Here is a 25,054-nt window from a genome sequence, read left to right as displayed (position 1 = left end):
TTTTACTAATTTTTTTAGTAGTCTGACTATGTAAGCGGTTGCTTTGTTGGTACGACGCGGATAGTTTTTTATTAGTTTTATTAAAAATTCTTTAAAAAGCATTATTTTGATTTCCTAGATGTGAACAAGCTATCTAATAAAAAAGAGCTTCCTTTCTAAATACAGAAAGGAGGCTCGTCTCATGTAAGCACGTTCGATTTGTATTTTGTCAGCAACTGCTGGGGAATGTGGCAGTAATCATCCGGACAGCGAGCAAGACGGTCTTGGTGTTCTTCAGCACTACGTACATAATTGATAAGCGGCAGAACTTCTACAGCAATTCGGCCCGCATCTTCACGTTTCTTGATGAACGCCTTGGCCTGCTCTAAATGTTTTGGGTCTATACTATACACCCCAGTTCGGTACTTCTCTCCAACATCTTCCCCTTGTTTATTGATACTATACGGATCAATGATTTCAAAAAGATAGCCCATCAACTCCTCGACAGATACCACATCTGGATGAAAAGTCGTTTTTACACATTCCGCATATCCGTCATATTCCCCGTCTAACGTTTTAGATGTTCCATTTGCTCTTCCCGCTTCAGTCGAGACAACCCCTGGCAACGTCTTTACAAATGCTTGTACGCCCCATAGGCATCCCCCTGCTAAATAAATCGTCTGCACACAAAATCTCCCCTTGTATTTAAAATTAAATAAAGACCGAAATCGATCGAAATCAATTCAGGTCTGTAGATGAAGTGTATTTAAAAAAATCCTTTTAAGTTCTGTTGAGTCTGATGTTGCTCTAATCATTGCATTCATATAATCTTCTTTGTCCATTTTCTCAAAATCCCAATCATATCCTTTTGTTTTTTCTAATTCTCTAATAAAGATACGAAGGGTTCTACCGTTTCCCTCTCGAAATGGATGAAGCATATTTAACTCACTTTTATAATAAGCGAGTTTCTCTGAGGCAAACTCAATTGTATTCCAATCTTTCTCTAACGCTAATTCGCCTATAATTGAAGCTCCATAGGAATCGATATATTGAAATTGACAAAATCTAGTATTGCCTTTGGTTAACTGTACACTTCGAACCTCACCTGCAAAAGAGTAAATGTCTTGAAATAAATGTTTGTGGAGTGCACATAAATCATCCATTTTAAAATCTCTAATTTTGTAAACTCCTTGTGCAATTTGAAGTGCCCTAACTGTAAACACATATTGCTCCGCTAATTGAAACTCACTTAAATCATCAATTCCCAACAAATTATGTTGTAACAAATAAGATTCATCAGAACCAAAATTATACTTTTCCATCTCTAATTACAGCCTTAATCAAATTGGAAGTTAACCTTTGGTTCGTATTAACTGCTTCTATAGCTCTCAAAGCAATTTTTTTATTGATTTTAAACTCTTCTAACGAAAGGCTCTTTTCTACTAAACGATATTCTTTTGAGTCTAAAGATAGTCTAGTCAAACATTTTCCCTCCAGTTCAATAAAATGAATTTGCTTAATTTAAGTATACTTTATTATCTCATATTTTGTGCTTAAATGAACGTAAGTTGCAGCAGTATCTTTCACTTTCAAATTAGTATTTTTCCGACAAACCATCTAGAGTCTTTCCCCTCGAAGTCGAACTCGATAACGGAACATCCGTCAAAATGACTGCAAACGGAACGGTCCAAATAGCTACTAAAAATTAAATGGTTTTCAGGTTTCCTATGACCAAAAACCGATTTTTTCTGCTTCACATAAGCTTTTACATTCCTGTCACACTCTCTTTACAATTCGTTAGTATCATTGCCGTGTACCAAACAAAAGGAGGAAATGTGCATGAAAAAACAGCTTGTAATAGCCGCTTTGGTTGGAGGACTTGTCGTATCCGGAATCAGTGTCAATGTGACGATGGATCACGCAGAAGCACGGAAAGATAACGCTCATAATGGGAAAGTCAAAAATGTAATTTATATGATTCCTGACGGCTACAGTGCCGCCTATGCAACGAACTACCGTTGGTTCAAAGGCGAAGACTCTTCTTTTGATCCGTATGTAAAAGGTCTAATCAAAACCTATTCAGCAGATACAGAAGTGACGGACTCAGCTGCTGCTGGGACGGCGATGGCAACAGGTGTAAAAACGAATAACGGGATGGTCGGTGTTACACCCGATGGAAAAGAAGTCGACTCTATCTTAGATGCGGCAGAAGCTGCGAAGAAATCTACAGGGCTAGTTGCCACTTCTACAATCACACACGCGACGCCAGCTGTGTTCGGCGCAAGTGTCGCATCACGCGGCGATGAATCGTCGATTGCCCCGCAATATTTTGAGAACGATGTGGACGTGCTCCTCGGAGGAGGCCGTGACTACTTCGTTTCACTAGAAGAAGGTGGCAAACAACCTGCCGGAAACTTAGTGGAAGCTGCTCAGAATGATGGCTATGAGTATGTGACCTCCCGTGAAGAGTTACTAAAAGCGAAGAGTGGAAAACTACTCGGTTTATTTGCAGACGACGCAATGGCTCCTGAACTAGAGCGCGGTGAAACAGATCAGCCAAGTCTGGCCGAGATGACGGATATCGCAATCCAAGCATTGAAAAAAGACAAAGACGGTTTCTTCTTAATGGTAGAAGGCTCACAAATTGACTGGGCGGGTCATGCACATGATGCAGCTTGGGCGATGACAGACTCCCAAGCATTCGATGAAGCTGTTGCTGCTGCTCTTGAATTTGCGAAAAAAGATGGCAATACACTTGTCGTCGTTGCAGGGGATCATGACACAGGCGGCATGTCCGTTGGTTCGAACAGTGTGTACGATGTAAAAACGGAAGTACTTCATGACGTTACAGCTACTGGTGACTTTATGGCTGCGCAGTTGAATGAAACGCGTAACAATGTGGAGGAAGTCGTAGAAGCGCACACCGGATTTGATTTAACAGCTGCGGAAATCGAAGCCATTGCTTCTGCCGAAAATCCTGTACGTGCTATCAACACAGTTGTCAGCGACCGCGCGTTGATCGGCTGGACAACAGGTGCACACACCGGGACGGATCTTCCAATCTACGCCTATGGCCCTCAATCTGACTTGTTCACAGGTCTCTTGGACAATACAGATATTCCAAAACATATGGCGAAAGCAATGAAAATCAAATTCCCTAATTAAGTTTATGCTTAGAGCAGCCTCACTTTTGTGGGGTTGTTTTTGTTTTAGTAGACAAACCAGATTTTGTGTTGTATACTAGGTTTAATAAGTTCATGAAGTACAACACATTTAATTCACCTATTACAAAAAGTATCTGTGTATTATTTCCGTACTTTTTGTAATACGTGAATTTTTTTATTGCAGAAAAATGATCTTATTAATAATTTATAATGGAGGTCATTTATATGACACAAGGTACAGTAAAATGGTTTAACGCAGAAAAAGGTTTCGGATTCATCGAAGTTGAAGGCGGAGCAGACGTATTCGCTCACTTCTCAGCAATCCAAGGTGAAGGATTCAAATCTTTAGACGAAGGTCAAAAAGTTGAATTCAACATCGAAGAAGGTCAACGCGGACCTCAAGCTACAAACATCGTAAAACTTTAATTTTATGATACGAAAAGGCATCCCATCTGGGGTGCCTTTTTTGTGTTTCGATTCACAAAAAACCTCTTCTCTTTTGATAGTTTTCTGCTAAACTAGGACTATTCTAGTTTGACTTTACTCCCACCCTGAAAGGAAGAACCCGATGATCCGACCAGCCACCTCTGATGATTTAAAAGAAATCTTAGCTATCTACAATGACGCTATTGTCAACACGACCGCTGTTTATTCGTACCACGCTCAAACTTTAGAAGACCGCACGATTTGGTTTGATCAAAAGATGAAAGATGGCTATCCTGTGATTGTCTTTGAAGTCGACGGACATGTAGCTGGATTTGCGACATTTGGTCCCTTCCGCGCGTGGCCTGCCTATAAATATTCGATAGAACATTCGGTGTATGTCAGCAACGACTATCAAAAACGTGGAATCGGACGTACATTGCTTCAGGAAATCATTCAACTTGCTAAAAATGGTGAGTATAAAACCCTAGTTGCCGGAATCGATGCAGCGAATGAGAAAAGCATCTTGCTTCATCAAAGTCTTGGCTTCACGCACTCCGGAACTTTACGCAACGCCGGTTACAAGTTCGAGCGCTGGCTTGATCTTGCTTTTTATCAGCTGGATTTAGAAGGACCTGAGACACCGGTGGAAGGTTGAAATCCTAGGGAGTTTACACATGAACCTACACACTGAATTATTGAAAATTGACCCACGAACTCGTGTCCTTACTGGCTGGAGTGCGTATCTCCACGCGAAGTGGGAAGAAGCTTTTGCTAGTCATTTAAGACCCGCTGGAAAGAAAAGAATCTATCTGAAGGATGTTGGTTACTACTCTGGATACTTATGGCATGTATTCAGCTATCAAACAAACGAACATCTTTCTGGAAGTGAGGCAATCAGTGCATTTCATGCCTTGTGTAAAAAGCGCTGTTTTGTCTTTTATCAACATTCGAATGATGCTTTTTTGATAGAGGATGCCTCTTGTATAGATATGAACATACTGCAGAATGAAGAAGACATTTACCTGGTAGACGCGGATTTCACATGGACGTTTGTGATCACGCATGAAACCGAGACGTGTGGGCCATATTTTGTCAAAGTGTGAACAGAATTCGATGGTTTCTCATTTCCTATATATCTTCTCTGTTACGTTTCAAAGAAAACCGGATAAAGTGCGCGGTTTTCACGTATAATGAGAGCTATTGACATATGTACGGAACAGATTGTGAAGATATATGACGAAAAACTAGAAAATGAGGTATTTGAATGATAACCACACGCTTTACAGATTTACCGATTAGTGATGATATCCGCCGCGCCTTGACGATTTTGAAATATGACACACCGACTGAAGTACAACAAAAAGTACTTCCTCTTGCATTTGAAAACCTGGACCTTGTAGTGAAATCTCAGACAGGAAGCGGAAAAACAGCTGCATTCGGGATCCCTGTAGCGGACCAGATCATCTGGGAAGAGAAAAAGCCACAGGCGTTGATTTTGACACCAACGCGTGAACTTGCTGTTCAAGTGCGTGAAGATATTACAAATATCGGTCGTTTCAAGCGCGTGAAGGCCGTTGCACTTTACGGAAAAGAGCCATTCTCGAAACAGCGAGATGAGCTGAAACAAAAGACACACGTAGTTGTGGGTACACCTGGCCGTGTGATGGACCACATCGACCGCGGAACGCTAGACCTTGAGATGGTGAAGTACTTGATCATTGATGAAGCAGACGAGATGCTAAACCGTGGTTTCATCGATGAAGTCGAAGCCATCATCAAACAAGTGCCTTCTGACCGCGTCACAATGGTCTTCTCTGCAACGCTTCCACAAGATATCGCGAGTCTTTGCCATGAATATATGCAAGACCCAACGTACATCGAGATTGAATCGACTGGTGTCACTGCTGATACAATCGAGCACTCGTTAATTGAAGTGAAAGAAGAAGACAAAATCGCTCTTCTTAAAGACATAACGGTTGTTGAAAATCCAAACAGCTGCTTGATTTTCTGCCGTACGAAAGAAAATGTTGATACGGTTTACAGTGAACTTGAAGAAGCTGGTTACCCAGTCGAGAAACTTCACGGCGGGATTGTGCAAGAAGACCGATTCGCTGTAATGGAAGGATTCAAGCTTGGAAACTTCCGCTATCTTGTAGCTACAGACGTGGCTGCACGTGGAATCGATATCGATAACGTCAACCTAGTCATCAACTATGATGTTCCAATGGAAAAAGAAAGTTACGTTCACCGTACGGGCCGAACAGGTCGTGCTGGTGCTGCTGGAACTGCGATTATGTTCGCTACTCCTTATGAAAGTAAATTCATTCGTGCCATTGAGCGTTACATCGGCTTCGAACTTCCTAAAGCAGAAGCTCCGGAAGAACAGGAAGTGAAACGTGCGCGCTACGATTTCGACGAGAAGCTAGCAAGTCGTCGTGTCGTCCGCAACAATAAGACGGCTCGTATCAACCAAGACATCATGAAGCTTCACTTTAGCGGCGGGAAAAAGAAAAAAATCCGCGCCATCGATTTAGTCGGTACAATCGCCAATATCCCGGGTGTCACTGCAGAAGATATCGGCATCATTACAATCCAAGATCAAATGTCGTATGTGGACATCTTGAACGGTAAAGGATCTCTTGTGCTGCAAGCAATGGAAACAACTCCAGTCAAAGGCAAAAAGCTGAAAGTCAGCAAAGCCCTAAAATAATCGCTATCCCCTTCACATCTGTGAGGGGGATTTTTCTATGCGATATCGCATATTTCAAGCTATACTAGTTTAAAGGTGGTGGATCTAATGCTAACTCCAACGATACAAAATCAAATCATTGAAGTTATTCTAAAAAAAATTGATGTTGATTTTATAATTCTTTTTGGCTCATTTGCGAAAGAAATGCAAAGAGAAAGCAGTGATTTAGATATCGCTTTTTTTAGTCAACAAAGAATCTCAGCCTATGATCGATTTCTGTTGGCTAGCGAGCTAGCAGAAGCCACTGGTAGAGAAGTTGATTTGGTCGATATTAGAAATCTAGATACTGTATTTACTATGCAAATCTTCTCTCAAGGTCTTCCTATTTTTATTAATAATCACGATCAATTTTATATTCAGCGTATGCGCGCCTATAGTATGTATCTAGCTTTAAATGAACAGCGTGCTCCTGTTATTGAATCAATTAAAGAGCGAGGAAGTGTCTTTGGATATGAATGATGTACTAGTGAATAAGTCGGCAACTATTGAACGATGCATTAAAAGAATTCATGAGGTTTACGAAGGTAATCCAACTAATCTTAAAGATTTTACTAAACAAGATAGTATTGTCTTAAATATTCAGCGTGCATGTGAAGCAAGCATAGACATGGCCATGCACATTATCAGTGAAAATAAACTTGGAGTACCAAAGTCTAGTCGAGATGGCTTCAAGTTGTTACATGAAGCTAAAATCATTGATGAAGCTTTAGCAAAAACTTTGATGAATATGGTTGGTTTTCGTAATATTGCTGTCCACGATTATCAGGCCTTAGAAATCGAAATACTCGAATCCATCCTTACCAAACATATCGATGATTTTAAGAAATTCACGAAAATCATCTTACAACATGAAGCAAAGTGATAGTTGAGACTACCTTTCCTTCCATTTCTGGAAACTATGTATATACTTAAACTAATTACATACGAATAGGAGTGGAAATATGAGCGAATTGAACAAATTCATGACATGGACTTTCACCGAAGAGGTCCCAGTACCAGATTCTATCAAGGATATTTTGATTGCTGGGGAGACAGCAACGACTGCTTACAAGACAATCCGAGATGTTGCCGTAGTCACAAATAAACGATTGATTATCGCCGATCGCCAAGGTCTAACAGGAAAGAAGATTGAAATCTACACAATTCCGTTCAAATCCATCGTGATGTATTCGTCTGAAAACGGCGGCACATTTGATATCAACTCAGAGCTCGAACTTTGGACAAGAGCTGGTCGTTTCAAACTAAACCTCAATAAAAAAGTAGACGTCCGCAAGCTCGACAAAATCATTGCTGAGGCGATTCTCTAACAAAACAAAAGCCAGTTAAGTCCTAAACAAGGGACTCAACTGGCTCTATTTTTACTCTTCTTCTGTCATAACCTCAACCAAAATTCCCGTCGACAAAACAATCACCACGAACAAACCAATTAATCCTAAAACCATTGTTCTCCACTCCTTACCATGTAATAAAGCCTTTGGAACCTGGTGGTGCATGCTGGATCATCTGGAAAATTGGAATCGCATACGCAATAATGATCAACGCAAATGCAATGCCGATCCACAGAAGCCAGTTTTCTAAGAATTTTGGAGTCGCCGCTTTATCACTTTCTGCTAGTGGGAACTCCACAAACTCATCCACTTCCACAGCTTTTGGTGACAAGAATGCACTCATGATCACGATGTAGAGAAGCAACATCGCGGACAAGAACAAAATACTTCCGCCAATCGCCATCGTCACGTGATTGGATATAATCCCCTCAAACCACTCAAGTGCTGCCGGGTGATCATTGTAGCCGCTATACGCAGTACGACGAGGTGCTCCGAGAAGCCCTAACACGTGCTGCGCTGTACTCATCAATAACATTCCGACTGCCCATAATCCGATTTGGATGAAGCCGAGCTTCTCCATCGTCTTCGTGAACTTCCGTCCAGTTAAATATGGAACCATCCAAAACGTGATACCCATGAATGTCATCGCAACCGGAGTTCCAACTGTGATGTGGAAGTGGCCAACAACCCAAAGCGTGTTGTGGACGATTTCATTCAATTGGAAACTTGCATTGATAATTCCGCCCGCGCCTCCAGGAATGAAGAACGCCATCGCAATAAATAATGAGGTGAAACGTAGGTCGTTCCAAGGCAGTTTTGTAAACCAGCCGAACAACCCTTTCCCACCATTCTTGCGGCCTGCTCGCTCAAAATTCGCGAACATCGAGAACGCCGTCATCAATGATGGGATGATGACCATGAATGTCAAAATGACTTGGAAGAACTTCCAGAAGTTTTCGATTCCTGGCTCCATCAGCTGGTGGTGGAAACCGACTGGAATCGAGAACAAGATGAACAACACAAATGATAAACGAGCAAGTGCATCACTAAATACGGGTACGCCTAAAATCTTCGGAACTACCACATACCATGCCATATATGCTGGAAGTAACCAGAAGTACACAAGCGGGTGACCAAAATACCAGAACAATGTACGGCTCAATTCAACGTTGATTGTATCGACCCAGCCGAATGCCCACGGGATGTATTGGAACAACACCGTCGCGACAACACCTAGACACGCAATTGCCCATAAGATGACTGTAGAAACGGTCATGAAGGCAAACAAAGGACTTAACTCACCTTTATGTTCCTTGCGCCAGCGAATATAATGACCCACAAGTGCAAAGCCCATCACGAGCGACCCAACAATAAAGAGTGCCAACCCGATGTAATACCAAGGACTCGCCATCATTGGTGCGTAGAATGTATAAAGAACAGATGCTTTTCCGCTAATGATCATGACGGTTGCTAACACTGTCCCAGCAAGCATTGTCAGGAAACCGATCCAGTTCCACAGCAACACTTTCGGTCCGAATGCGCCAAGACTCTTGCTCATGCCGGTGATAAAGAAAGCAAAGATGAAAAATGTCGTAAAGATAAGTGCGAGTAAAACTCCATGTGCGGTCAAAATTTGATAATAATCCAGCCATGCCGGAAGTTGGAGCTTATCGTTTCGAATAAAGACCTGTAGTAAACCTGCAAGTGTTCCAATTAAAAAGGCAGCGTACGCGACCCCGACGTTCCAAAGGGCCAGTTTGCGTTCTCCTGATGCGATCATTATTCTGTCACCTCAATTTCTGTGAACATGAAATGGTGGCCAGCTCCACAGTATTCGTTACAGATGATTAAATACTTCCCTGGCTTATCGAACGTGTACGATTTCGTCGTCACTTGGCCAGGTACAACCATCATATTGACTTTCGTGTCATCGATCGTGAAACTGTGCACCACGTCTGTGCTTGTTACTTTAAAGACGATTTCTTTCCCAACAGGGACTTTCAGTTCTGGTCCTTCGTATCCGAATGCCATAGCAATGATGGACACTTGATACGTGTCGTCATCCAGTTGCGTCACGCCTGGATTATCAAATGGTGCTGTTTCTCTTACCTTTTCCGGATCGATGTGCTCGATTCCTCCAGCTGGGGTGTGGTGGTTATCTGTAAATGCGCTGACTCCCACGACTGTTAAAAATACTACTAAACACGTGATTCCAAAAACTAACCAGATTTTTTCATACTTATGCAGATGCATGTTCATTCTCCTTTCTGTCTAGAGCGACAAGTACATTAGATAAACGGCGACCCACATCGCCACGATAACAAAGCCGACAAAAAATACGCTGATCAATGTGCCTTTTAGGTTCTCTTCTTCGTGTTGTTTTTTCTTTGCCACGACACTCACCTCTCCTACTTCGTTTATGACTTAAGCGTAAAGCAATCCCTAGGCGGCAACTGTGACATAAATCACATCTGTGACATTAATCTATGCAAAATGTGAAATTACTTCATACTTTTGTCAAACTTTGTCTGATGGAGAGGATGGAAGTTTTGGGTGAGCGGGCGTTCATCGGCTGAATGGCGGATTTCTTCTACCGAAACTCGATTTCTTCTACCGAATCGCCGATTTATTCTGCACTAACGAGGATTTCTTCTACCGAAGTCATATTATGGAAACTAAATCGTCTCAAACACAAAAAACCACCTCCGCAATTCGGAAGTGGTCATCTAGCATCTCTTCAGTTAATCAACTCGGCACAGCGACAACGGGCAGTTCTCGCATTGGATTTCAGTTTTTAAATACGCGAGGTCTCGGATTAGGAGTTTCCCATCACACGTCGACACCACTTGCTGCTTCTTCAGTTCCGACAACATCCGATTGGTCACTTCGCGAGCCATGCCACAAAAATTCGCGAGGTCTTGATTGGTCAACTGTACATCAATCAACACACCTTCTGACTTCTGAACGCCGTAACTGTTCGACAACCGGATCAACGTCGAGTAAAGTGCTCCCTTTTTCCCGTTCAATAACAAGTCCCGGAAGCGAGTCTGCGTCTTCTGCTGATTCAAGCACATCCATTTCATAAACGCCGCAGCGAGTCGCGCATTCTTTTGGAGTTCCGCTTCGAGCTCATGCACCGGAAACAAGTAACATTCGGCATCCTCTTTCACCTTCGCATCCAGCATATAGAATGCCTCAGGGGAATACAGATACACCTCACCAAGCAACTGGCCTGCTCCGCAGATGCGCAGCGTGAGTTCTCGACCGTCCGAGCTGACTTTGTTCAGTTGCACTTTGCCTTTTGTGAGGAAGAACAAATGCTGAATTTTATCGCCTTCTTGGAACAAATAGCTGTCTTTACTGAAACTCTTCACCACATGTGGTAATTTCAACAGTTCCTTCAAGTCTTCTGAAATCGATTCCTGTTCAACAAACATGTCCTTCCACCTCCAATAGTAGTATATATACTACCACTTTATACCATGTTCTTTCAGTTGGCTATAGGCGATTTTGTGTACTTCTTGAAGGAATTTTATAACGGAAGTCGAATAGTTAGATAGAGGAAGTAAATTCAAACGAGAAAGGTTGCGACGATTTGAGTACACGCGAGACGTTTTTAAATGAATTCAATGACCAAATGAAAGACTTGTATATTCGTTCTTCGGAAGCAGGATGGATGGCGCAGACGACAGGAGAAGCGGAATGGGCGGAGAAATCTGGAGAAGAAGACACGAAGTATAGTCTGTTGTTTTCATCAAAAGAGAAATATGAAGAGACGCTCAAGTTCCTTGAAACCGACAGTGGAAGCCCAGAAGAACGTCGTCAATTGCAGTTACTGGTGAATGATATGAAGAGCAATCAGCTTCCGGAAGAAATCATTGCGGACCTTGCGAAGCGTGGTTCAGAACTGAACTACTTGTTTAATACTTATTCACCGAAAGTGGACGGCAAAGTGTATTCTGCAAACGATATCCGCGAAGTACTTTTGACAAGTACAGACCTTGAACTGCGTAAGAAAGTGTGGCTCGCGAGCAAAGAGGTTGGCGGCGTTGTAGAGAAAGGTTTACTTGAGCTTGTGAAGAAACGCAATGAAGCGGCGCGTTTACTTGGCTACGACAACCATCACCAAATGAGTTTTGAACTGCAGGAACTGGACCGCGAGGAGATATTTTCTATCTTCAACGATCTGATTGACCAGTCGGATGCTGCCTACCGCAAGATGAAGTCAGATCTGGATGCACGTCTAGCGAAAAAGTTCGGCATCACACCGGAAGAGATTCGCCCGTGGCACTATGTGGACCCGTTCTTCCAAGAAGCGCCTGCATCGGACGCGACGAACCTCGATTCGTTCTATAAAGGGAAAGATATCCTACGACTGACGACAGAGACGTTCAATTCTATGGGAATCCAGATTGATGATTTGTATGCAAAGAGCGATTTGTTCCCGCGTGCGAAAAAGAATCCGACAGCGTTTTGTATGGACGTCGACCGCGCTGGCGATACGCGCGTATTGTGCAATCTGACAGAGGATGCGTACTGGATGGAAACGAACTTGCATGAGTTTGGGCATGCAGCGTATTTCAAATATGTTGATAGCGACCTTCCGTTCATGTTACGCACGAATAGCCATACGTTGACGACAGAGGCGATTGCGATGTTGTTCGGCAAGATGGGGAAAGATCCGCGCTGGTTAAAGCGTTTCTTGAAGCTCGACGAAAAGACGGTCGATGGCCTCGAGGGCGAGCTGGCAGAGTACCAACAGCTTCAAATGTTGATCATGGTGCGCTGGATTATTACGTTTGTGTTCTTTGAGAAGGAACTGTATGAAAATCCTGACCAAGATTTGAATGCATTATGGTGGAAAATTGTGAGCGACGTGCAACTTGTCACGCCACCAGAAGATACATCGAATCCAGACTGGGCAGCGAAAATCCACTTCACACTAGCACCAGTCTACTATCAGAACTACTTGTTAGGTGAATTGATGGCGGCACAGCTTCAGCGCCATATCGAGACAGAAATCTCACCGGAATTCTTTACAAAAGAAGCGGGTGACATGCTCCTGAATGATTTCTTCAAACCAGCGGCCCTGTACGACTGGAACGAAAAAATCGAGCGTATCACAGGCGAAAAGCTCAACCCTGCGCATTTTGTGGAGTTGTATTGTAAAAAGTAAGATTATACAAAAACCAGCTGGCTCCTGTTTGGGGTCAGCTGGTTTTAGTTTAGTATAGATTTTATCTTTTGGGCAGCTGTATATCAGTATATTCATATACTGGTATACGAGTATACTTTCAAAGCAAAGCTTCTAACTGATTTGCTACTTCCGGAATAGATAAGTTTGTAGTGTCTATGATGACATCTGAACTCTTCTCTAAAAGTGGCAGAACTGCACTGTGGTTTTCAAGAATTTCTTGTCTCTGTTCCGGTGTTTTTCCATATTGATTTGTAGTCCGTGCCTCAATTCTCTCAAACATTGTAGAAAGATCCGCTTTCAACAAGACTACGACATCAAAGTCTTTATAGAACTTTCCTTGATTGTCGCAGCATCCGGAAATAAAGAGGTGTTCCTCCCCACTACTTTCAACTAGCTGCTTCATTTTATTCTCGTTTAAGAAATGCGCTTTTGCTGTTCCTGTGACTACTTCTTCAACATAGTCTCCATAATCTGTGTCGATTGTTCTATAGCCTCTATAATTTAATTCATCCAATGCACTTGTTGTCCCGACACCAGATAACCCTGTTATATAGATGATTGTCATGAGAACCTCCTTGTTATAAATAAATCCTCCTGTTTTCGAAAGTCTTCCTAATTTTGAAATCTCATAATTCTCAAAACGTAAATATTGGTACTATGAGTATATCAATCAACTCCACTTTTGTTTCAATCATCTCGAAAATATTCTCTTTCGTTGTGACACACAGAGAAAAACAATCCGTCTAATTAGTACCTGCACGCAAAGGAGGATCAAAGCTACATGAACAGCGACCAACAAACCATCTCCGACTGGTTCTATCTCTACAGCCAAGATATCTACAACTTCCTTGTCTACTATACAGGCACGCGAGACGTTGAAGATTTAGTGCAAGACGTATTTATCAAAGCTGGAAGAGGCCTGGGCAGTTTCCAGAACCAATCGAGCCCCAAGACCTGGCTGATGAGCATCGCACGCAATATCGCAATCGATCACGCAAGAAAACGACAAACCAAAGTCAGCTTGACCGCACTTCCGTGGCAAGACGCCACTCTCACTACGCCGACGAGTGACTCACCCGAACAACAGGTACTTGATAGCGAACACAAACTGGCACTCTACCATCTCATCAACCAACAAAAAAAGAAATTTCGAGACGTATTGCTACTCCGTGGAATCCAAGGACTTTCAGTCAGCGAAACGGCCACTATCCTAGGTTGTAAAGAGACCGCGGTTCGCACAAATTTCCATCGTGCCATTAAAGCCTTACGATCCGAACCCAATTGGAGGGAATTGTATGAACGATAATCGCCTCACAGACAACAAACTGAACGCATTCCCGATGCACCGCATGTCAGAAGAAACGCAACACCGCCTTCATCAAAACATCATTAAAGCACTTGAACAACCTGTCGCTCCACCAAAGCGAAGCCATACGAACTGGTCTAAAGCACGAACTGGGCTCATTGCAGTCGCTGCTCTTTTCATCCTGACGATTCTTTCGATTAATCTGTTCAACACACCATCAAACACAGCAGTGGAAGAACCATCCCTTCCTACTGAACAACCAGGTGACCTCGTTCCAGGAACTGCACCCGAAGAACAACCAGAAGAAGCACCGTTTGATTCTGCTGCACTTGAACAACAAGCCAATGAAATCCTGCAAGCTCTTCACGACCGCGATATGGAAGCACTTGCAAACAACGTTCACTCACAAAAAGGAATTCAGTTCTCGCCTTACCTTTCTGTCTCAGACTCTACGGTCAGCTTCCAGCAAAGTGAAATCGCAGGTCTGTTATCCGACTCCGAAACGTATCTTTGGGGCTACGGAGAAGCCAATACGGAGATTCGTTTGACGCCTGCGGGTTACTTTGAAGAACATCTTCAAATCGAGCGCTTTTTCGAAGCAGATGAAGTCTTCGTCGATACACCGAACGAAGAACTCGACCCGTCGAACTATTTAATGAGTGTCTATCCAGAAGCTAAGATCATCGAGTTCTATCACGCGGGAACCGCCCAATATAGCAATCTCGACTACCGGAGCCTCAACTTAGTATTTGAGCAAGAAGATGCTAGCGATGAATGGAAACTGACTGCAATCATTAACAATCTATTCACTCCATAACCAAACAAAAGCCATCAAACCTCTGGTGGCTTCTTTCTGTTTTAGTTATACAAGTGACCTTTCACAGAAGGATGTAACAGATCTTATTATCAGTCAATTGAAGAAGTGATCACAATTTCCAGAGTTCCCCTCACAGGTACCTATTGAAGGTTAAATAAAAAAACACAAATCCTGAAATATTAGGATTTGTGAAATTACAATTTTAGTTTATAAGATTTTTGCTGGAACTTTAAATACATCTATAAGGTTTCGGAAGTACGTATTTTTTGAAATCCATTTTATTGTATAAAAACCGACTACTCCACCTAGTGTGTTGGCAATCAAGTCGTTCACATCTACACTTCGAGCACTATTGAAAATAATGTACATTAGGAGTTGCATTATTTCTATACAGATACTGAACAGCAAACTACCGACTACGACCGGCTCCCACGAGATTTTATCTTTCCTCATCACTAACCATTGGTAGACGCCAAATGGAATGAACATAATGATATTCAATACAAATGTTGCTAAATCAATTGTTAGTATCGGGATTGGATTGATTCGGCTAATCCAGGAAGTCTGATTTTTATACATTCCCCAGTTCACTTCAATTGGGAACGTGGTTAAAGCTAGCACCGATAGTAGATAAATGCCTAAAGTGATCAACGTGATGTATTGAAACACACTGTACCTCTCACTCTGTTTCTTTATCTTCCCCATCATCAAAATCAAATACACGACAAACAGTGGTCCCAAAACATACCATGCGTCAATAGTGGCTATATACGACCAAGACTCTTCCATCTTCATTCTCATCCAACTCCTCTTCTTCAGATCAATCGCATGTATGCTTTATAGCTGATACACTAATTATTTCATTGAAATCTGAAGAAATAGGTAGGGAAATTCTTAAGGATTTCTAAATTCTTTCTTTACCAATCAAATCCAATTATGATACGATAGGCAAAATCAAAATGCGTGGAAGAGACTAGTACATATCATACGCCTTTGAAAGAGAGCTCCGGTTGGTGAGAAGGAGTAAGGGCTGGGTATCGAATCAAACCTCTGAGCATTGCACCGGAACTGTGAAGGGAAGGTGTAACGGGCGCTCCCGTTATAGAGCTTAGGTATACACCGCAATGACGGTCGTACCGAATGAGGTTTGTGTAGCAATGCATAAACAAATAGAGGTGGCACCACGAGAGAATCTCGTCCTCAAGACTAATCGTCTTGAGGGCGGGATTTTTTTATTTTAGGGGGAATGAATATGAAGAATTGGAAGAACAGAAGTCTACTATTGGTTGGAATCGGAACCTCTACTTTAGGGGGATGGGTTTACCTAATCGCTTTAAATTTGATGGTATTAGAAAGAACCGAATCAGTTATTGCTGTATCGGTCCTTTATATCCTTGGACCGCTAGCGACGCTTTTCACAAATTTTTGGGCGGGAAGTTTTATTGATCGCACGAACTCAAAGCATCTGATGATTGTACTCGATATTTTACGTGCAGCTCTTATTGGTTTCCTACCTATCATGCCTTCTATATTTTACGTTTACATACTCGTATTCTTCATCAATGTGGCAAGCACGATGTTCGAACCCACTTCTATGGTCTATATGACTAAACTGATTCGGGAAGAAGATAGACAGCGGTTTAATGCACTGCGAGGACTGATTCTTTCGTGTGGTACATTATTTGGTCCTGCCGTGGCCGGACTGTTATTCTTTATTGGTTCTGCAGAAAATGCCATTTACATCAATTCTCTAGCACTTCTCGTTTCAGCAGGTATTCTTCTCTTGTTACCAACTGTTGATTTGCAGTCTTCGGAAACCGACTCTCGTATCTTAAGTTGGGCAATGGTCAAGAAAGACATTTCGCTCATCTATTCGTTCAGCTATTCCAATACATTCGTCATTAAAATCTATTTACTTTTTATCGCAATGCTTGTGATGATGACGTCACTCGATTCCATAGAAGCAGCTTTTATTAAGCAGTCACTTGAACTATCAGATACTAATTATGGACTTCTTTTAAGTCTATTTGGTGCAGGTATCTTACTCGGCTCGGCCATCAACACACTATTCACAAAGTATTTAGCTGTCAATACTTTGATTGGATACGGTTCACTTGGAACTACAATCGGCTATATTCTTCTCTATAGCTCCCAAGATTTTATGAGCGCTGTCATTGGAACAGTGCTCATAGGTTTTGCATTTACTTTTGCCAACACTGGATACTTAACGTTTTATCAAAACCACGTTCCTGCTTCAATGATGGGCAGATTTAGTAGTCTATTCGGAATTGTGCAGGCCTTCATGATTATTGTCTTAACAGGGGGTATTGGTTTAGCAGCGACAGGTGCATCTGTTCAACTAGTAGGATTTATAGGTTCTTTAGTTTTCCTCACGGTAGGACTACTTGCTTGGAGAATGACTTTCAGAAGAAGCTCGACTGCATTAGAATTAGGCTAAGGATAGCTCTGATATTTTCATAGATATATTTAGGAAAATGAATTAAGTAACATACAAGGAGGAAATTATGGAATCTACGTTGATCATTATAAGAGGAAACTCTAGAAGTGGAAAAACAACTGCTGCGAAGACTCTTCAAAACCAATTAGGAAATGGCACACTTCTTGTTTCTCAGGATGTTGTTCGTCGTGACATGTTGAAGGTCCATGATCGAGATGGAAACCCCTCAATTGATTTGATTCGTCAAATCCTAAAAAAATCATTAATCTTTTCTACCCCGTTAGTTAAACAATATCGCTTACTTCTGTTCAGCTCGTTTATAAAATTTCAGGTATCTCCTTCACCCTATCTTTTATTGTACCCTAACTCAACAAAGCAGAAGATTTGTTAAACGTTTTTAGCGAGTGTTACTATGGACAAACTTAGGTAACTATTGAGGAGGATCTGTAATGGTAAATGAAGTGATTTTGGACGATTTTTCTTTGAAGGTAACTGATTTTGAAGAGGGAGTCTCCACAAACAGCTCCGAAAAAAAAGCAAAGACGATTCGGTTTGATTTCGAAGTAAGAGGCGGAAATGAGTACCACGACGTTACGGTCCATTTATACAAAAATACATTTGATGTAAAGATCCCTGAACTCGATTTGAGCTTCAGAGGAACTATCAACAATTACTCTACTTCACGGACTGATTTCACGGATGAAAATTCTTCATCACTATTCAGCCTGGAGCTGATTGAAATTGGATAGAGAAAATCGACTGAAGTTAAGCATCCTGGATCAATCACCTGTATCCGCTGGCAAAACACCAGCTACGGCTTTGCAGGCTTCCATGGAGCTCGCAAAAAGTGGTGAACAGTTCGGGTACACACGTTATTGGATTGCCGAGCATCACGATTTCACCGGACTGTCCTGTTCTGCGCCGGAAGTAATGCTGGGCTATATTGGGGCGCACACCAAAACAATCCGTATCGGAGCAGGGGCGGTATTGCTTCCGCATTATAAACCATACAAGGTTGCTGAAGTCTATAATATGCTAGCGACCCTGTTTCCTGGCAGAATTGATTTAGGGATCGGAAGGGCTCCGGGCGGATCAGCGGAAGTGACGACGGCTCTCTCGGATAATTATTTACAAAATGTCTACAAAATGCCGGAATCCTTTAAAGAACTTTTGCATTTCCTCAAAGATGATTTTCCGGAAGACCATATGTATTCAAAAGTATCTGCAGCACCGCTTCCGGAAATTTCTCCTAAACCATGGCTTCTCGGGACAAGTAGTAAAAGTGCCAAGCTTGCTGCAGAGAACGGAAGCGCCTATGCATTCGGTCATTTTATGAGCGATAAAGACGGGCCGGAAATCCTTAAAACCTACAAAGAAAATTTTCAACCGGGTTTATCCCAACAACCAGAATCAATCATAGCCGTGTCTGCCATTTGTGCAGAAACGACCGAGAAAGCTGAACACTTGGCAAAGAGTGGTTTTCTCTGGAAGTTAAATATGGCAAAAGGGGAAGGTAGCGTTGGGGTCCCTTCACTAGAAGAAGTCGAAAACTATCCATATACAAGCGAAGATCAACAAGAAATTGAAGAGATGCGGCGCAAAATGATCATCGGCAATCCACAAGAAGTACGGGAGCAGCTTGAACAGTTACAATCCATCTACCACACCAATGAATTCATGATTATTACTATCACTCATGACTATATGGATCGCTTACAGTCGTATAAATTGATTGCTGAAGAACTCTTGTAATAAAAACAGCCAGTTAATTAAAGGCTAACTGGTTGTTTTTCTATTTAGTTGATTACATTTTGATGCTCTCCTAACACCTTTTTATATCCTAACTTCCAAAGATAGCAACATACTGATTTTGCAAACCAAATCTATTACCCGACCATGCTAAAGTATTCAAAACATACCCTAAAGAATCCGCATTATATCGCCCCGCAATTTTCTGATAGGCCAACAACTCAAACTGTTGATTGTAATCAAAATCTACAGGATACAACCCACTAAGCGGATTTACAAATCCAGTGATCGGACTCTTCAGCTTTCCATTTTCATAATAGATTTCATCTAAATACTCGCTGCCTCTTGCTGAAATGTCAATAATGATTGAGAGAGACATCGACCTCCATTTAGACTTGCCTAAGATGACTGAGGGTATCCTGCTCGCTAAAATACTCCTATTTTAACGAGTGTACATAAGCTTCCATTCCTTGCAGACGAAGCTTACATGCTGGGCACTCCCCACATCCATCCGCAATTATTCCGTTATAACATGTCAATGTTTTTTGACGCACAAAGTCAAACGCACCTAGCTGATCTGCTAAAGCCCATGTTTCTGCTTTATCGATCCACATGAGTGGCGTATGTATAACAAATGATGTATCCATCGACAAATTTAATGTGACATTCAATGATTTTACAAAGGCATCGCGACAATCTGGATAGCCACTAAAATCGGTTTCACACACACCTGTTACAATATGCTTCGCGCCAATTTGGCTTGCTAAAATCCCTGCGAAGGATAAAAAAACTAAATTACGACCTGGTACAAACGTAGATGGGAGCTCGCCTTCCTCCCCTTCTTTTATTTCGATATCGTCTCGCGTTAACGCATTCGGTGCCAACTGATTCAAGAGCGACATATTTAAAATATGATGTCGTACGTTCAACTCCTGGGCAATTTGTTTAGCACATTCAATTTCGAGTGCATGGCGTTGTCCATAATCAAAAGTTACGGCTTCTACCTCTTTAAAGTTTTTTAAAGCCCAAAACAAACACGTTGTACTATCTTGCCCGCCACTAAATACAACAACGGCCTTATCATGTTTCATTATTTTTTCTCCTCTTTTTGCAAGCAAAGTTTAGTAAATTGAAAAATTAGCGATTATCAATTTTTTCAGGATATAAATCATGATTCATTAAACGATAGTTTGCTATTTCTTCATATTTTGTACCTGGACGACCGTAGTTGCACCATGGATCAATTGAAATACCTCCACGTGGTGTAAACTTGCCCCATACTTCAATATAGCGAGGATCTAAAAGTTTAATTAAATCATTCATAATAATATTTACACAATCTTCATGGAAATCACCGTGGTTGCGGAAACTAAATAAATATAATTTCAACGACTTACTTTCCACAATTTTTTTATCTGGAATATATGAAATATACATCGTTGCAAAATCCGGTTGCTGCGTAATCGGACAAAGACTTGTAAACTCTGGGCAATTAAATTTCACAAAATAATCACGGTCTACATGTAAATTGTCAACAGACTCTAAAACTTCTGGTGCATATTCAAATGTGTACTTCACATTTTGATTCCCTAATAATGTTAAATCCTCTAATCCTTCTTTTTGGTGACGACCAGACATAAAAAAACCTCCTTAAGTTAATACCGTAGTATTTCAAGGAGGGCTAACTATAACGACTCTAAATAAACTAGTAGAGACATAAAAAAAGCCACATCCGATATGGACATGGCGAATTGTCATGTTTCCATAGTTTTTTATAGAGGGTATCAGCTATGAACCTCTCCTGAACAACTCAGGTATTTCATTAGTGTTCATTGTATTATATATAGTAGTACCTGTAAATCAATATTTCGACATGATGCTTTTCTAGAATAATGTGAATTCATTTCATACTAAACTTAAGCTTCCTCCACATTTGCCTATCATTTTACAGCCCAGACTTACACCCCTCTTTTATTTCCCCAGATGAGGGTATGCAGCTGTGGCAGTACTTTAACATCATTTAATTGTTCATCCATCATCACTTGATCAATGAGCATTTCATACTTTGCCAATAGATGATTTGCTAATTGTCCAGTGTCTGAAGTGGTAATATCATCATTTCCGACTTGTAAATAAAGGGGGATGTCTGGGTATCGTTGATGTACATCTTTGGCATACTCATAATCCTCTTGATTAAAGATAACGATTTTTAGGGACATATGTTGATTACCATTTCGAATTTTCAACTTCTCTAAAATAGTAGACAGCATCGAAAAATTTGTGGTCATACCAGAGCTAGGTGGCTTTGGTGAAATTGTTAATTCATCGATGTCGTATAGCCAATCCTGCCACTTACTTCCTTGCGTCTCTACCCCAATTTTTATATTATTTTGTTTTAAAATCGCAATCAGTGCACCTAGGTTGGAAAGAAGTGCTGGATTTCCTCCTGAAATTGTGACAAATGAAAACCTATTTCCACCAACACGTTTCAACTCTGTCCAAATATCCTCGGCCGTCATTTGCACGATTAAATGCTTGCCGCTGCCGTCCCATGTAAATGACGAATCGCACCAAGAACAGGCATAATCACATCCAGCTGTGCGTACAAACATCGTTTTCTGACCTATTACCATGCCCTCGCCTTGCATTGTAGGACCAAAAATTTCAATTACAGGGACTTTACTCAACTTCCATCCATTCCCTTCTTGCTTCAGCATAGCTCGTAGGCGTTTCATATAGCTTTACAAACTCTACACGTGCGCCATCATACCGTTGCTCCTGTTGCAAAGCACCATGTAATTCTTCATAAATCCAAACAACAATATTTTCAGCTGTTGTATTCATCGGAGGTAGCGTTTCATTGATATAATGATGGTCCAAATACGTTTCGATTTGCTTCCACATTTCCTTAATTTCTCCAAAATCAATCATCAATCCTCGATCGTCCGTATAACCGCTTAAGCCTAAAATCACACGATACGTATGTCCATGTAGATTTTTACACTTTCCCTCATAGTTATGGAGATGATGTGCGGCGTCAAACGTAAACTCTTTACTGACAAGTACACGCTTCGCATGATACTTCAATTGACTACTTTTAATATCCACATCGATTTTTTGTAGCTTATCGACAATTCTAAATTCAGGCATATGTTAAAATCTCCTTCAGCTTATAAATATAAAAAACTCCCTCGTAAAATGTTTCCGACACTTTCCAAGAGAGGCGCTATGATTCGTTCTATTAAAACATAGGAAGAAAACATAAAAAAAGCCACGTCCTATATGGACATGGCGAATAGTCATGTTTCCATAGTTTTTTATAGAGGGTAGTAGCTATGAACCTCTCCCGTTTTATTTCGGGCGTTATTGTATAAGAGTATCATATAGTAGTTTTCAGTATATATCAAATGTAATTCCAACAAAAACTGCTCTTCCGTTTCCATTTACTAGAATTTTTTGATCCTCTAGATTCATAATCAATTACTGTTAAATTAAGCGTTTTATTCTAAGGTAACAGTGTACCCAATGATTCTGAGTTTGCATTGCAATTCTATAACTATATAGAGCAAACCTTATTAAATTAAGATTGTTGAATTGTGTGAGGCACAGGTACGGTTTTACCCAATCAACACATAACCACTTTAGTTCGAGTAATTGTCGCTACTGATAATGTTCCAACTATTATTAGTAGCTAAAGAGGTAGTAAAAAGTACACTATCTAAACTTCCTTATTAGTATTGTATTTTGTTCTTTTCCGATTTCTGAAATACACATACAAATTCCGAATGAAGATGATGACAAGAGCGATGTATGCGATGAACATCACATAGAAGTCGGTTGAAAGATTCTCTGCTATGTACTCCATATTGGTGACAAGTAAGCTTGAAAAGAGAATTAACAGTAAAGTTGTACTGAGTAGCCAGATCAGATCCGTTCTAGACTTGAAAATACCGGAAGCGATTAAGCTGAAGATTGATACTAGAAGTGCTAAACTCAGATGATCTACATACGACGTCATAAACTCTAAATCGCTCATTTATTTTCCTCCAGTTGATTTAATGAGTTCCAAGCATTGAAGACCATCTGATTTCAAATTTAGATTTTTATAAACGATTGGAAGTAAATTGAGTACTGCCATAAAGTAAGAGGCAACAATAAATGACCTATACCAATCTGCATACTGCGCCTCCCCAAAAATCCACACAGTAGTTGCAGTAGCTAGATTAAAAATGATTCCTCCCATATAAATGAGAAGTTGTTTATACTCTGCGAGAGAATCTATATCTTCCCATGCACAAAACCCGGCTTTTATACAACACGAACTTACCAAATCGAAAGGCTTCTTCCCCGCGACCTATACTCACTTCTGTTACATTGCGTCCAAACAGGACAACAAATGCAGCGTGGCCAAGTTCATGGATGAGAATGATGATGGGAAGATAAACAATGTACATCATTAAATTAAGTAGATCACTAGCCATCATTTACTCCCCCAATCAAATCATTACTTATTGAAATTAAATTGATTATAGCATTATATTCCATTTATAAAATCACATATAGGAAATTAGTGAAATATATTCCAGTCAAATCAATATAAAAAACACGAACCTAAATAAAAGACTCGTGTTTAACTCTGCGCTTTATCTACTATTCTTTTAGCCAAACGTTCCTCTGAACATAATACAAAACATGCTCCCTTAACGTACTATCTGGATCAACTTTAGGATGATCAAACTCCGTCAAAAACTTGAGCCCGATTTTTCTCATCACTTGCTTCGAAGGCTCGTTGATATCTGCAGTGAAGCTGTAAATCTCGTCAAAACCTAATTCCTCAAATCCATACTCTAGACAAGCTTTTGCTCCCTCGGTTGCGTACCCTTTACCCCACGCTTCTTTTTTCAATCTCCAGCCAATTTCGATACAGGGTGTAAAATCAGATTCGAACGTGGCTGTGTGAAATCCAATAAAGCCGATGAACTCATTTGTCGCTTTCACTTCCACAGCATACAATCCGTACCCGCACTCTTTGATCTCAGCAATGATGGCCTGACAAAAGGCATCGGATTCTTCTTTTTGATAATGTTTTTGGGAAAAATCTCATCACTTCTTCATCTGCATTCAGTTGTCGGAAAGGCTCTAAATCCGTGTCTTTCCAATCACGCACTATTAATCTCGGGGTCTCGATATAAATCATGGTGCACCTCCAAAAATAAACTAATTACTGCTAAATTGGTTTTAATGTCTTTACTTTCGAAATCGCTTTAAGCACCTCAGACTTGTTCTTTGAAAGCTTCATCCATTTTGGCAATCTACTCTCAGCACTTAAATAATATAAACCGGAGGGCCTGTTATTCTTTTGAATATAGTCTTCGATTTCTTTCAAATGGTCATAATTTAAAAACCAAATCTTATGACCACAACATGTAGTTTGAAGGTACAGAGGCAGACCGAAGTACCAGTCGACTCCCTCTCTCACATCATAAAGTGTATGTTCAAAAGCTAAAAGGTTGTCCCATCTTCTTACTGGATGTATATCTTTTATATAGCCACATTCCTTACAAAGCAACCGTTTAGATTCGTGACCAACAACTCTTTGTTCATCCTCATCATTCGAAAGCGTAAACACTCTAGCACCTTTTTCACATTTGGGACACTGAACAAAAATTAAATTTGAATAGCTCCACAGACTTCCACCCAAATAGTCATATGCCATAAACAATCCTCCTGCCCTGCAAATGCTACCCCGATCCAACTTAAAACCTTTTTCATCCTATCATCCATTCTAAGAAAATCCGGCCAAAAACCCTGGCCGGACCTTTTTGAACTATTTCACATCTGATATTTGATAGTGGGCTCCGGATATACCTTTGTACGATTC

The 25,054-nt window shown here is 41.0% G+C and carries 30 protein-coding genes, 3 pseudogenes, 2 riboswitches and 1 other annotated feature; of the genes and pseudogenes, 15 read left to right on the top strand and 18 right to left on the bottom strand.

Annotated elements, in window-relative coordinates; translation table 11 throughout:
• Positions 1 to 179: 179 nt before the first annotated feature.
• The 3 genes from JOD03_RS06330 to JOD03_RS06320 are packed head-to-tail and all read right to left on the bottom strand — an operon-like array spanning position 180 to position 1,461.
• Positions 180 to 665 carry a peptide-methionine (S)-S-oxide reductase gene (locus tag JOD03_RS06330; protein WP_204589999.1) on the bottom strand — a complete coding sequence of 162 codons (486 nt, stop codon included), beginning with the start codon at positions 663 to 665 and terminating at the stop codon, positions 180 to 182.
• Between the two features lie 57 nt (positions 666 to 722).
• The gene (locus JOD03_RS06325) at positions 723 to 1,301 is read right to left on the bottom strand and encodes a Fic/DOC family protein (protein WP_204589998.1); all 579 of its coding nucleotides are present in this window, start codon (positions 1,299 to 1,301) and stop codon (positions 723 to 725) included.
• Entirely contained in the window at positions 1,288 to 1,461 is a 174-nt protein-coding gene (locus JOD03_RS06320; protein ID WP_204589997.1) for a hypothetical protein, read from the bottom strand. Before JOD03_RS06320 ends, JOD03_RS06325 begins: the two co-directional genes overlap by 14 nt.
• A gap of 357 nt (positions 1,462 to 1,818) precedes the next feature.
• On the opposite strand from JOD03_RS06320, the gene JOD03_RS06315 reads away from it, so the two are divergent.
• From JOD03_RS06315 to JOD03_RS06280, 8 genes are all read left to right on the top strand, one after another.
• Positions 1,819 to 3,144, top strand: coding sequence for an alkaline phosphatase (locus tag JOD03_RS06315; protein ID WP_204589996.1), 1,326 nt, complete (start codon positions 1,819 to 1,821; stop codon positions 3,142 to 3,144).
• A gap of 224 nt (positions 3,145 to 3,368) precedes the next feature.
• Positions 3,369 to 3,569, top strand: a complete 201-nt coding sequence (locus tag JOD03_RS06310) for a cold-shock protein (protein ID WP_204589995.1) — start codon at positions 3,369 to 3,371, stop codon at positions 3,567 to 3,569.
• 142 nt (positions 3,570 to 3,711) lie between these two features.
• Positions 3,712 to 4,224 (top strand): GNAT family N-acetyltransferase, encoded by a 513-nt coding sequence (locus JOD03_RS06305; RefSeq protein ID WP_204589994.1) that lies wholly within the window; start codon positions 3,712 to 3,714, stop codon positions 4,222 to 4,224.
• Positions 4,225 to 4,243: 19 nt separating this feature from the next.
• Positions 4,244 to 4,672 (top strand): DUF4275 family protein, encoded by a 429-nt coding sequence (locus JOD03_RS06300; RefSeq protein WP_204589993.1) that lies wholly within the window; start codon positions 4,244 to 4,246, stop codon positions 4,670 to 4,672.
• A gap of 161 nt (positions 4,673 to 4,833) precedes the next feature.
• A complete protein-coding gene (locus JOD03_RS06295) occupies positions 4,834 to 6,279 on the top strand; it encodes a DEAD/DEAH box helicase (RefSeq protein ID WP_204589992.1) in 1,446 nt (481 codons plus the stop codon).
• An 87-nt stretch (positions 6,280 to 6,366) separates the two neighbouring features.
• Positions 6,367 to 6,777 (top strand): type VII toxin-antitoxin system MntA family adenylyltransferase antitoxin, encoded by a 411-nt coding sequence (mntA, locus tag JOD03_RS06290; RefSeq protein ID WP_204589991.1) that lies wholly within the window; start codon positions 6,367 to 6,369, stop codon positions 6,775 to 6,777.
• Complete coding sequence (gene hepT / locus JOD03_RS06285) at positions 6,770 to 7,180, top strand: type VII toxin-antitoxin system HepT family RNase toxin (protein ID WP_204589990.1); 411 nt, start codon at positions 6,770 to 6,772, stop codon at positions 7,178 to 7,180. The genes mntA and hepT overlap by 8 nt, the downstream gene beginning before the upstream one ends.
• Positions 7,181 to 7,259: 79 nt before the next feature.
• On the top strand, positions 7,260 to 7,625 hold the full coding sequence (locus tag JOD03_RS06280) for a PH domain-containing protein (RefSeq protein WP_204589989.1): 366 nt from the start codon (positions 7,260 to 7,262) through the stop codon (positions 7,623 to 7,625).
• A 148-nt stretch (positions 7,626 to 7,773) separates the two neighbouring features.
• On the opposite strand, the gene JOD03_RS06275 is transcribed toward JOD03_RS06280, so the two are convergent.
• The 4 genes from JOD03_RS06275 to JOD03_RS06260 all read right to left on the bottom strand — a co-directional run bounded on the left by JOD03_RS06275 (position 7,774) and on the right by JOD03_RS06260 (position 11,083).
• Positions 7,774 to 9,426 (bottom strand): b(o/a)3-type cytochrome-c oxidase subunit 1, encoded by a 1,653-nt coding sequence (locus tag JOD03_RS06275; protein ID WP_204589988.1) that lies wholly within the window; start codon positions 9,424 to 9,426, stop codon positions 7,774 to 7,776.
• Positions 9,426 to 9,899, bottom strand: coding sequence for a cytochrome c oxidase subunit II (locus tag JOD03_RS06270; protein WP_204589987.1), 474 nt, complete (start codon positions 9,897 to 9,899; stop codon positions 9,426 to 9,428). Before JOD03_RS06270 ends, JOD03_RS06275 begins: the two co-directional genes overlap by 1 nt.
• An 18-nt stretch (positions 9,900 to 9,917) precedes the next feature.
• Complete coding sequence (locus JOD03_RS06265) at positions 9,918 to 10,049, bottom strand: cytochrome C oxidase subunit II (protein WP_338032441.1); 132 nt, start codon at positions 10,047 to 10,049, stop codon at positions 9,918 to 9,920.
• 338 nt (positions 10,050 to 10,387) lie between these two features.
• Entirely contained in the window at positions 10,388 to 11,083 is a 696-nt protein-coding gene (locus JOD03_RS06260) for a Crp/Fnr family transcriptional regulator (RefSeq protein ID WP_204589986.1), read from the bottom strand.
• 158 nt (positions 11,084 to 11,241) lie between these two features.
• On the opposite strand from JOD03_RS06260, the gene JOD03_RS06255 reads away from it, so the two are divergent.
• Positions 11,242 to 12,822 carry a M2 family metallopeptidase gene (locus JOD03_RS06255; RefSeq protein WP_239584866.1) on the top strand — a complete coding sequence of 527 codons (1,581 nt, stop codon included), beginning with the start codon at positions 11,242 to 11,244 and terminating at the stop codon, positions 12,820 to 12,822.
• 118 nt (positions 12,823 to 12,940) lie between these two features.
• Here JOD03_RS06255 and JOD03_RS06250 read toward each other — a convergent pair whose 3' ends face one another.
• On the bottom strand, positions 12,941 to 13,408 hold the full coding sequence (locus JOD03_RS06250) for an AAA family ATPase (RefSeq protein WP_204589985.1): 468 nt from the start codon (positions 13,406 to 13,408) through the stop codon (positions 12,941 to 12,943).
• A gap of 216 nt (positions 13,409 to 13,624) precedes the next feature.
• Between JOD03_RS06250 and JOD03_RS06245 the strand changes: the two genes are divergently transcribed.
• Positions 13,625 to 14,149, top strand: coding sequence for an RNA polymerase sigma factor (locus tag JOD03_RS06245; protein ID WP_204589984.1), 525 nt, complete (start codon positions 13,625 to 13,627; stop codon positions 14,147 to 14,149).
• Positions 14,139 to 14,966, top strand: coding sequence for a hypothetical protein (locus JOD03_RS06240; RefSeq protein ID WP_204589983.1), 828 nt, complete (start codon positions 14,139 to 14,141; stop codon positions 14,964 to 14,966). Before JOD03_RS06245 ends, JOD03_RS06240 begins: the two co-directional genes overlap by 11 nt.
• Positions 14,967 to 15,173: 207 nt before the next feature.
• Here JOD03_RS06240 and JOD03_RS06235 read toward each other — a convergent pair whose 3' ends face one another.
• A complete protein-coding gene (locus JOD03_RS06235) occupies positions 15,174 to 15,761 on the bottom strand; it encodes a VanZ family protein (protein WP_204589982.1) in 588 nt (195 codons plus the stop codon).
• 160 nt (positions 15,762 to 15,921) lie between these two features.
• Positions 15,922 to 16,171: a binding site (T-box leader), on the top strand.
• A 47-nt stretch (positions 16,172 to 16,218) separates the two neighbouring features.
• Between JOD03_RS06235 and JOD03_RS06230 the strand changes: the two genes are divergently transcribed.
• The 4 genes and pseudogenes from JOD03_RS06230 to JOD03_RS06215 all read left to right on the top strand — a co-directional run bounded on the left by JOD03_RS06230 (position 16,219) and on the right by JOD03_RS06215 (position 19,176).
• Positions 16,219 to 17,424: an MFS transporter gene (locus JOD03_RS06230; RefSeq protein WP_239584865.1), complete on the top strand. Its 1,206-nt coding sequence runs from the start codon at positions 16,219 to 16,221 to the stop codon at positions 17,422 to 17,424.
• Between the two features lie 67 nt (positions 17,425 to 17,491).
• Positions 17,492 to 17,680 (top strand): annotated as a pseudogene (locus JOD03_RS06225) (AAA family ATPase); the annotation flags it as partial.
• 193 nt (positions 17,681 to 17,873) lie between these two features.
• Complete coding sequence (locus JOD03_RS06220) at positions 17,874 to 18,173, top strand: DUF3219 family protein (protein ID WP_204589980.1); 300 nt, start codon at positions 17,874 to 17,876, stop codon at positions 18,171 to 18,173.
• A gap of 10 nt (positions 18,174 to 18,183) precedes the next feature.
• Complete coding sequence (locus JOD03_RS06215) at positions 18,184 to 19,176, top strand: LLM class flavin-dependent oxidoreductase (RefSeq protein ID WP_204590081.1); 993 nt, start codon at positions 18,184 to 18,186, stop codon at positions 19,174 to 19,176.
• 88 nt (positions 19,177 to 19,264) lie between these two features.
• Here JOD03_RS06215 and JOD03_RS06210 read toward each other — a convergent pair.
• The 9 genes and pseudogenes from JOD03_RS06210 to JOD03_RS06170 form a co-directional block, all read right to left on the bottom strand.
• Positions 19,265 to 19,537: pseudogene (locus JOD03_RS06210) on the bottom strand (VCBS repeat-containing protein); the annotation flags it as partial.
• 73 nt (positions 19,538 to 19,610) lie between these two features.
• A complete protein-coding gene (gene queC, locus JOD03_RS06205; RefSeq protein WP_204589979.1) occupies positions 19,611 to 20,264 on the bottom strand; it encodes a 7-cyano-7-deazaguanine synthase QueC in 654 nt (217 codons plus the stop codon).
• 46 nt (positions 20,265 to 20,310) lie between these two features.
• Complete coding sequence (gene queF / locus JOD03_RS06200) at positions 20,311 to 20,811, bottom strand: preQ(1) synthase (RefSeq protein ID WP_204589978.1); 501 nt, start codon at positions 20,809 to 20,811, stop codon at positions 20,311 to 20,313.
• Between the two features lie 120 nt (positions 20,812 to 20,931).
• Positions 20,932 to 20,978, bottom strand: a riboswitch (PreQ1 riboswitch).
• A 153-nt stretch (positions 20,979 to 21,131) separates the two neighbouring features.
• The gene (gene queE, locus JOD03_RS06195) at positions 21,132 to 21,860 is read right to left on the bottom strand and encodes a 7-carboxy-7-deazaguanine synthase QueE (RefSeq protein ID WP_204590080.1); all 729 of its coding nucleotides are present in this window, start codon (positions 21,858 to 21,860) and stop codon (positions 21,132 to 21,134) included.
• On the bottom strand, positions 21,853 to 22,323 hold the full coding sequence (queD, locus tag JOD03_RS06190; protein ID WP_204589977.1) for a 6-carboxytetrahydropterin synthase QueD: 471 nt from the start codon (positions 22,321 to 22,323) through the stop codon (positions 21,853 to 21,855). Before queD ends, queE begins: the two co-directional genes overlap by 8 nt.
• A 153-nt stretch (positions 22,324 to 22,476) precedes the next feature.
• A riboswitch (PreQ1 riboswitch) is annotated at positions 22,477 to 22,523 on the bottom strand.
• Between the two features lie 368 nt (positions 22,524 to 22,891).
• Positions 22,892 to 23,209, bottom strand: coding sequence for a hypothetical protein (locus JOD03_RS06185; protein WP_204589976.1), 318 nt, complete (start codon positions 23,207 to 23,209; stop codon positions 22,892 to 22,894).
• Positions 23,210 to 23,432: 223 nt separating this feature from the next.
• Positions 23,433 to 23,654 (bottom strand): site-2 protease family protein, encoded by a 222-nt coding sequence (locus JOD03_RS06180; protein WP_204589975.1) that lies wholly within the window; start codon positions 23,652 to 23,654, stop codon positions 23,433 to 23,435.
• 169 nt (positions 23,655 to 23,823) lie between these two features.
• A pseudogene (locus JOD03_RS06175) lies at positions 23,824 to 24,370 on the bottom strand (GNAT family N-acetyltransferase).
• 30 nt (positions 24,371 to 24,400) lie between these two features.
• A complete protein-coding gene (locus JOD03_RS06170) occupies positions 24,401 to 24,889 on the bottom strand; it encodes a hypothetical protein (protein ID WP_204589974.1) in 489 nt (162 codons plus the stop codon).
• Positions 24,890 to 25,054: the final 165 nt, after the last annotated feature.

This window comes from Chryseomicrobium aureum (genome assembly GCF_016909155.1).
Classification (GTDB): Bacteria; Bacillota; Bacilli; order Bacillales_A; family Planococcaceae; genus Chryseomicrobium; species Chryseomicrobium aureum.
This window is presented reverse-complemented; position numbering and strand designations above follow the sequence as displayed.